The organism is Aquabacter spiritensis (assembly GCF_004346185.1).
In the GTDB taxonomy this organism is placed as follows: domain Bacteria; phylum Pseudomonadota; class Alphaproteobacteria; order Rhizobiales; family Xanthobacteraceae; genus Aquabacter; species Aquabacter spiritensis.
Genome location: NZ_SMAI01000011.1, coordinates 195,641 through 202,899, shown reverse-complemented (window position 1 = coordinate 202,899; position 7,259 = coordinate 195,641). Strand labels below are relative to the sequence as shown.

Below are 7,259 nucleotides of genomic sequence, written 5' to 3'. Positions count from 1 at the left end.
CCGCTCGCCCATCATCGCCTCGTCCCTCCATCCGCAAGGACAACTGAATCAGGACTTCGGCCCAACAGCAACGCCGACTTTTTCAACGGAATCGATCCAAAGCGACCCCTCAACGGCCCTTTCAGAGACGTCCGCTTTGCGCCGCCATTGCGGTCACTGATTCGGGAACGGTCGCGGCCCAAAAGCGACATTAGCGAAGTGGGACACGTCGGGCCTTTTGCGCCATCGGACTAAACCGCTGCCGCGGTAACTGCCCTGCATAACGGGTGTGCGTATGTTTTCGATGGGGCGCCTGGCATAGGCGGGCGGAGCATCACGGGGTTTCTCACCAGAGGAGAGCCCCATGGACACTTCCGAGCATCCCACCACCACACGGCCAGCCATCAGCCCGCTGCGGCAGCGGATGATCGAGGATATGACCATCCGCCGGTTCGGCGAGCACACCCAGCGCGATTATGTCCGCCAGGTCGCCGCGTTCGCCGCCTTCCTCGGCCGGGCGCCGGACCAGGCGGAGCCCGAGGATCTGCGGCGCTACCAGCTTCATCTGGCGAGCTTCAGTGCCAGCTATGCCCGCATGAACCTTGCCTGCACGGCCTTGCGCTTCTTCTTCCACATCACGCTGGGGCGGGCCGGCTTCGGTGATCGCATGGCCCGCATCCCGACGCCCGAACGCCTGCCGGTGGTGCTGAGCACCGAGGAGGTGGCGCTGCTGCTCGCCCATGCGCCGAACCTCAAGTACCGCGCCGCTCTCAGCATCGCCTATGGCTGCGGCCTGCGGGTGTCGGAGGTGGCCCACCTCAAGGTCGCCGATATCGACAGCGCGCGGATGCTGATCCGCGTCGAGCAGGGCAAAGGCCGCAAGGACCGCTACGTGATGCTCGCGCCTGATCTGCTCGACCTGCTGCGCCGCTGGTGGAAGGAGCGCCGGCCGCAGGGTTGGCTGTTCCCCGGCCGCGATCCCGGCCAGCCCATCACCACCCGCCAGCTCGACCGGGCCTGCAGGACGGCAGCCTCCGCCGCCCGGCTCGACAAGCGCGTCTCCATGCACACCCTGCGGCACAGCTTCGCCACCCACCTGCTCGAGCGCAAGACCGATATCCGCGTCATCCAGGTATTGCTCGGCCACAGGAAGCTCGACACCACGGCCGTCTATACCCGCGTCGCGCTGAAGACCCTACGCGAGGTGGAGAGCCCGCTCTCCCTGCTGACGCCACCACCTCTGTAGTCCGTACCGGTCCATGGCGCGGCCTGCGCTGGAGGTCGCGGATATCCTGAACGCCCATGGCGATGCCTATGAGAGGGCGCACGCCGGACGTCTCAGTCGCGGCCAGATGAAGGTCATGTCGGCGATCAGGTCCTGCCGCACGGTGGTGCTCGGCGGGCACGTGTCGCGCTGCGCCGACTGCGCTCATGTGGAGGTCGCCTACAACTCCTGTCGCAACCGGCACTGCCCCAAGTGCCAGGGAGCAATGGCGCGGGACTGGCTCGCCGCCCGCCAGGCCGAGCTGCTGCCGGTGCCCTATTATCATCTGGTCTTCACCCTGCCGGCCGCGATCGGCACCATCGCCTACCAGAACAAGGCGGCGGTCTACGACCTGCTGTTCAGGGCTTCGGCCGAGACGCTCACCACCATCGCCGCCGACCCCCGGCATCTCGGCGCCCGCATCGGCATCACCGCCGTGCTTCACACCTGGGGCTCGGCGCTCACCCACCATCCCCATATCCATGCCGTGGTGCCCGGCGGGGGACTGTCTGCCGACGGCTCCCGCTGGATCGCCGGCCGGGTCCGGTTCTTCCTGCCGGTGCGGGTGCTGTCGCGCCTGTTCCGGCGGCTCTTCCTCGACGGGCTGCGCGCCCTGCATGCCGCCGGCCGGCTCGCCTTCTTCGGTGATCTCGCCCCCCTGGTGGATACGCCTGCCTTCGAGGCGATGCTGGCACCCCTGCGCAGGGCCGAATGGGTGGTCTACGCCAAGCGCCCGTTCGCGGGACCCGCGGCGGTGCTCGCCTATCTCTCGCGCTACACCCACCGCGTGGCGATCTCCAACAGCCGGCTCCTCTCCATGAATGCGCGCGGCGTCACCTTCCGCTGGAAGGATTATCGCGCCCGGGCCAAGACCTCGGGCAACGACTGGATCAAGACCATGACCCTGCCGGCGGACGAGTTCATCCGCCGCTTCCTGCTCCATGTCCTGCCCGACGGCTTCCACCGCATCCGGCACTACGGCCTGTTTGCGAGCGCGGTGCGGGCCGCCAATATCGAGAAGATCCGCGCCCTTCTCGTAGACCAGCAGGTGCGCGCCTCGCCGGAGGAAGCCCCGCCTGCCGAGGAGAAGCGGCCAGAGGCCACGCTGCGCTGCCCGTGCTGCGCCGGCATCATGACCATCATCGAGACCTTCGCCCGGGGCTCGGCGCCGAAGACCTGGCCCGCCAGTGCCTCCATCAGGATCGACACCTCATGAGCGGCGCCACCTCTCTCGAACTCCAACTGCATCCGGCAGGCCGCGTCGCAGGCGCAAAGGATAGCTTCGTCCTCGCGCCGACCATCCCGCGCTCAGTCTCGTCATGGAACCCGGCCGCGCACTCATCAACGGGCGCTGGCAGCCCCACGGCACTGTTCCGGACTGTCAGGTGTTCTGGCAACCGTCACCAGCAAGACCACACAGCCCCCAGCCCAGACCCAAAATCCCCATAGCACCGCGACGACCTCGACCGTCGCCCACGTCGGACCGCGGTTTCCTCCCCTGGAGGCTTTCCGACGCCGGCCCGCGCGATCAGCCCCACCATCGTGATCGGGCCGGCATCCGAAACCCTTCACAAAAGCCGACATTTGCGGACGCATCGACAGCAGACGCTTCGGTGAAGACAGCATTTGCGCCACGGAGGCGCGACGACCTCCGTGGCGCGGGCGCGACTAGATCATCAATCGGTCCGCTTGATCTCGGCGTAAGCGCCGCTCGTCTTCAAGGTGAGGGTCACGTCGGCGCTGCCGCGGTTACGCCAGAACCAGCCGTGATTGCCGTCGAAGGCCGCTTCAAGCACGCCGTCATCGCCTGGCACCGCGCGGCCCTTCTCATAGCTGATGGACTTGCCGCCGCCGTCGCCATGGGTATCGAAGTTCACCACGCCGCCCGCGACTGTCCAGCTGTAGTCGGCCTTGGCACCGGCCTTCATCACCAGCTTGATCTCGGCGCCCTGGCCGGGCGTGAGCGTGAGGGTTGTCACATCCTGCCGCGATGTCGTTTGGGCCGAGGCCGGGGAAACGACGAGAGCCGCAAAGATCCGGCCGAGCAGGCTGGAACCGGGGGCAGGCACGGTGGTGTTCTGGTCCATCTGCCGGTCGCGCTCGGCTTCTTCGGCGAGTTGCACCTTGATCTCGCCCATCTGGGCGAGGCCGAGCACCCGGCCGACGCCTGTCGGGTCGATATTGTACTCGGCGGGCAGCACGATGGTGACGAGGATCGCCAATGCGGCGACGATGGCGATGAAGGTGGAACGCAGAAGCTGGCGGGATGTCGGCAGTTCGGCGCGCGAAGGGATGTCCGAATTGTACATGTCAGTATGTCCTTGAATCGGGAGGGTCACGCGACGAACCAGCCGGTGATCTGATAGCCGATCAGCACGAAGCCGGCGGTCATCATCATGACGTTGGCCGTGTAGGCGTGGCGGAAGAAGCTGTCGGTGCGGCGCCAGTAGCTCATGACGATGAGGATGGCGGCGAGGGCGAGAAGCTGGCCGATCTCCACCCCGACATTGAAGGCGAGGAGGTTTGGCACCAGTCCGTCCGGCGAGATGTCATATTCGATGATCTTGGTCGACAGGCCGAAGCCGTGCAGGAAGCCGAAGATCAGCGTCGCCGCCTTGGAATCCGGCTGCACGCCGAACCAGCGCTGAAAGGCGCCGAGATTGTCGAGCGCCTTGTAGACCACCGAGAAGCCGATGATAGCATCAATGATGTAACTGTTGATGCCGATGTTAAAATAAACGCCCAGCAGCATCGTCGTCGAATGCCCGATGGCGAACAGGCTGACATAGATGCCGATGTGCTTGAGCTTGTAGAGGAAGAAGATCACGCCCAGCAGGAACAGGATGTGATCATAGCCGGTCACCATGTGCTTGGCGCCGAGATAGACGAAGGGCAGCAGGTGTACGCCCGTTATTTCCTGGATGTAGCCCTTGTCGCCTTCGGCCACCGCATGGGCAAAGGCTGCTGCCGCGGTCAGCGGCAGCAGAAGAAGTGCAAGGCCTTGGCTATGGACGAGCCGCGTCAGCGACGCGCGCACGCCGAGCCGGCTCTCGCGAGAGGTGGAATGCATGGAAACTCCGAAATGTCGTCGATGAGGGTGGCCGCGTGTGCGGCCGCGATCACGCTGTGACGACGTGCTTCGGAGGCTTATCGAAGGGATAGGTCTTCGTGACCGCAGGCAAGTTCCGGACCGTGGCGCTCCAGACCCGCCATACCGGCGGCGTCATCTGGACGAGCGCCGCAACAACGCTGGGAACGTCGTGAGAGTGGTCAGCGGGGTCGTGGCCATGGGAATGGCCGGGCGCCTGCTCATCCTGCCAGCCCTCGTCATGGGAATGGCCGTGGTCGGCGATTTCCTGGGCGAGGGCCGCGTGTCGCTCGGCCTCGATTGCGAGAAGAACTACAGGGTTATGGGACAGCGTGGTTCGCACGGTCGACACCACCGCCCCCAGCGCCATGACAAGCGCGAGGAAGCTGCAAAGCAGGACGGTGCGGGCACGTGGCGTCATCACGAATAGGTATCGCCGAAAATCTGAATCGTTCATTAACCCTAGGTCATCCGGCCTGATACGCAACCTCATTCATCCCCCTAGGGGGGATCGACACATCCCATCTGGGGGGATAGGATAAATTAATGAACGATCATCCGCACATCCATGAGACACATCCGGAAATCGTCAAGCGGCTGAAGCGCGCCGACGGTCATTTGCGCAGCGTGATCGAGATGCTCGAGACCGGCCGCAATTGCCTGGACATCGCCCAGCAGCTCCACGCGGTCGAAAAGGCGATCACACAGGCGAAGAAGACCCTGATCCAGGATCATCTCGACCATTGCCTCGATGAGGTCGTCGCATCGCTGCCGCGCGACCAGCGCCGTTCGATCGACGGTTTCAAGGACATCATCAAATATCTATGAGGACCGCATGACGCCCTTTGCCGAGTTGCTTCAACAGAGGGCAGGAAGCTCCTGGCTGTTCATCGCGAGGGCCATCCTGCTCGGCGCGCTGCACGGGCTGGAACCGGGCCATTCCAAGACGGTGACGGCCGCCTTCATAGTAGCGCTGCCTGGAGTTTCGGCCCATGTGGTCCCTCTCGGCCCGCCGGCCATAGTGTCTCACATACGGCGCGCGCTCGGCTTCTTCTATGCACGGCTGATCGCGGTGGGCCTTGATGTCGGCGGGCGCCGCCGGAGCGGCATCGCCGTGCTCGCCAGCGCGCAGGCGGTGTGAGACATGCTCGCTGTCCTTGCGAACCGGACATACCGGCACCTGTTCCTCGCCCAGGTCATTGCCCTGATCGGGACCGGGCTGGCGACTGTGGCCCTCGGCCTTCTCGCGTATGACTTGGCGGGGGCAAATGCGGGGGCGGTGCTGGGCACGGCACTCGCGATCAAGATGATCGCCTATGTCGGCGTCGCGCCGGTTGCCGCCGCCTTTGCCGAGCGACTGCCGCGACGGACCATGCTGGTTTCGCTGGATCTGGTTCGTGCCGCCGTCGCGCTCCTGCTGCCGTTTGTGAGCGAGATCTGGCAGGTCTATGTGCTGATCTTCGTGCTCCAGTCGGCGTCCGCCGGATTCACGCCGACCTTCCAGGCGACCATCCCCGATGTCCTGCCGGATGAGCGTGACTATACCCGTGCGCTCTCGCTATCCCGGCTCGCCTATGACCTCGAAAGCCTGGTCAGCCCGATGCTGGCGGCCGCCCTGCTGACGCTGATCAGCTTTCACAGCCTGTTCGCCGGCACCGTCGTCGGCTTCCTCGCCTCGGCCGCGCTCGTGGTCTCGGTGGTCCTGCCGAGCCCGCAGGCGGGAGAGAAGCGGGGCATTTACGACCGGACCACGCGCGGCATCCGCATCTATCTCGCAACGCCGCGCTTGCGCGGCCTGCTGGCGCTGAACCTTGCCGTCGCGGCGGCCAGCGCCATGGTCATCGTCAACACCGTGGTTCTGGTTCAGGCGGTGCTCGGCCTCGATCAGAGCGCCGCCGCACTGGCGCTCGCCGCCTTTGGCGGGGGCTCGATGGTGGCGGCCCTCGTATTGCCGCGGCTGCTGGAGACGGTTCCTGACCGCACCGCCATGCTCGCCGGCGCCGGGATCTTGGTCGCGGGACTTCTGGTCGGATCCGCCCTGCACAGCTACGCATTCGTGCTGCCGCTCTGGTTTCTGCTGGGGCTTGGATATTCGCTGGTGCAGACGCCCTCGGGCCGTCTGCTGCGCCGCTCCTCGCGGCCTGAGGACCGCCCCTCTCTCTTCGCGGCCCAGTTCGCGCTGTCGCATGCCTGCTGGCTGATCACCTATCCCCTTGCCGGCTGGCTGGGCGCTAGCATCGGCCTGCCGGGCACGTCCGCCGTGCTTGCACTTCTGGCCGGGTTCGCCGTTCTCGCCGCGCTGCGGCTTTGGCCGGCGAGAGATCCCGATGAGCTGGAGCATGTCCACGGCACGCTGGCGGAGGATGATCCCCATCTGGCCGGCGCTGTTCCCGTTGCCGGCGGCCATCGCCACAGCCATGTGTTTGTCATCGACCGCCACCACACGGAATGGCCGCGCCCATGATGCTCCCCGCCGGCCGTGGCCGACCATGACCGAGCTCGCGGCCTATGCCGGCCTGTTCTTCAGCGCACTGGTCGCGGCCACCATCCTGCCGATGCAATCCGAAGCCGTTCTGGTCGGGTTGCTGCTGACGACCGACTATCCTCCCTGGGCGCTCGTGGGGGTGGCGAGCCTCGGCAATGTGCTGGGGTCGGTCATCAACTGGCTGCTTGGGCGCGGCATTCACCGGTTTCGGCACCGGAAGTGGTTTCCGGTAAAGCCCGCCGCTCTGGCACGTGCGGAGAGCTGGTATCGTCGCTACGGCAAATGGTCCCTGCTTCTCAGCTGGGCGCCTGTTATCGGCGATCCGCTGACCGTCATCGCCGGCGTGCTGCGCGAGCCGCTGCCGATTTTCCTGATCCTCGTGACCCTGGCCAAGGTCGGGCGCTACCTGGTTCTTGCCGCCGTCACGCTGGGGCTGGGCTGAT

9 protein-coding genes are annotated in these 7,259 nt (G+C 65.7%); 6 read left to right on the top strand and 3 right to left on the bottom strand.

The window, feature by feature from the left end:
* The first annotated feature begins 343 nt into the window (after positions 1-343).
* On the top strand, positions 344-1,225 hold the full coding sequence (locus tag EDC64_RS17095; RefSeq protein ID WP_132033566.1) for a tyrosine-type recombinase/integrase: 882 nt from the start codon (positions 344-346) through the stop codon (positions 1,223-1,225).
* A gap of 13 nt (positions 1,226-1,238) precedes the next feature.
* Positions 1,239-2,459: an IS91 family transposase gene (locus EDC64_RS17090; protein WP_132033564.1), complete on the top strand. Its 1,221-nt coding sequence runs from the start codon at positions 1,239-1,241 to the stop codon at positions 2,457-2,459.
* Between the two features lie 460 nt (positions 2,460-2,919).
* On the opposite strand, the gene EDC64_RS17085 is transcribed toward EDC64_RS17090, so the two are convergent.
* Genes EDC64_RS17085 through EDC64_RS17075 form a run of 3 tightly spaced genes read right to left on the bottom strand, consistent with a single transcriptional unit; the run spans position 2,920 to position 4,788 of the window.
* Positions 2,920-3,552, bottom strand: coding sequence for a transmembrane anchor protein (locus tag EDC64_RS17085; RefSeq protein WP_132033562.1), 633 nt, complete (start codon positions 3,550-3,552; stop codon positions 2,920-2,922).
* 26 nt (positions 3,553-3,578) lie between these two features.
* Entirely contained in the window at positions 3,579-4,313 is a 735-nt protein-coding gene (locus EDC64_RS17080; protein WP_132033559.1) for a HupE/UreJ family protein, read from the bottom strand.
* A 49-nt stretch (positions 4,314-4,362) separates the two neighbouring features.
* A complete protein-coding gene (locus EDC64_RS17075) occupies positions 4,363-4,788 on the bottom strand; it encodes a hypothetical protein (RefSeq protein WP_132033557.1) in 426 nt (141 codons plus the stop codon).
* An 89-nt stretch (positions 4,789-4,877) separates the two neighbouring features.
* Between EDC64_RS17075 and EDC64_RS17070 the strand changes: the two genes are divergently transcribed.
* From EDC64_RS17070 to EDC64_RS17055, 4 genes are read left to right on the top strand one after another with little or no spacing between them, the layout of a single operon-like run.
* Positions 4,878-5,159 (top strand): metal-sensing transcriptional repressor, encoded by a 282-nt coding sequence (locus EDC64_RS17070; protein ID WP_132033555.1) that lies wholly within the window; start codon positions 4,878-4,880, stop codon positions 5,157-5,159.
* A gap of 7 nt (positions 5,160-5,166) precedes the next feature.
* Positions 5,167-5,472 carry a sulfite exporter TauE/SafE family protein gene (locus tag EDC64_RS24115; RefSeq protein WP_420808965.1) on the top strand — a complete coding sequence of 102 codons (306 nt, stop codon included), beginning with the start codon at positions 5,167-5,169 and terminating at the stop codon, positions 5,470-5,472.
* 3 nt (positions 5,473-5,475) lie between these two features.
* Positions 5,476-6,795: an MFS transporter gene (locus EDC64_RS17060; RefSeq protein WP_132033553.1), complete on the top strand. Its 1,320-nt coding sequence runs from the start codon at positions 5,476-5,478 to the stop codon at positions 6,793-6,795.
* A gap of 25 nt (positions 6,796-6,820) precedes the next feature.
* Entirely contained in the window at positions 6,821-7,258 is a 438-nt protein-coding gene (locus tag EDC64_RS17055; RefSeq protein WP_132033551.1) for a YqaA family protein, read from the top strand.
* Position 7,259 lies beyond the last annotated feature (1 nt).

Bases quoted from the DNA above. Each gene is read 5' to 3' on its own strand.
- EDC64_RS24115 (WP_420808965.1), top strand. From the start codon at position 5,167: ATGACGCCCTTTGCCGAGTTGCTTCAACAGAGGGCAGGAAGCTCCTGG.
- EDC64_RS17075 (WP_132033557.1), bottom strand. From the start codon at position 4,788: ATGAACGATTCAGATTTTCGGCGATACCTATTCGTGATGACGCCACGT.
- EDC64_RS17060 (WP_132033553.1), top strand. From the start codon at position 5,476: ATGCTCGCTGTCCTTGCGAACCGGACATACCGGCACCTGTTCCTCGCC.
- EDC64_RS17055 (WP_132033551.1), top strand. From the start codon at position 6,821: ATGACCGAGCTCGCGGCCTATGCCGGCCTGTTCTTCAGCGCACTGGTC.
- EDC64_RS17095 (WP_132033566.1), top strand. From the start codon at position 344: ATGGACACTTCCGAGCATCCCACCACCACACGGCCAGCCATCAGCCCG.
- EDC64_RS17080 (WP_132033559.1), bottom strand. From the start codon at position 4,313: ATGCATTCCACCTCTCGCGAGAGCCGGCTCGGCGTGCGCGCGTCGCTG.
- EDC64_RS17090 (WP_132033564.1), top strand. From the start codon at position 1,239: ATGGCGCGGCCTGCGCTGGAGGTCGCGGATATCCTGAACGCCCATGGC.
- EDC64_RS17085 (WP_132033562.1), bottom strand. From the start codon at position 3,552: ATGTACAATTCGGACATCCCTTCGCGCGCCGAACTGCCGACATCCCGC.
- EDC64_RS17070 (WP_132033555.1), top strand. From the start codon at position 4,878: ATGAACGATCATCCGCACATCCATGAGACACATCCGGAAATCGTCAAG.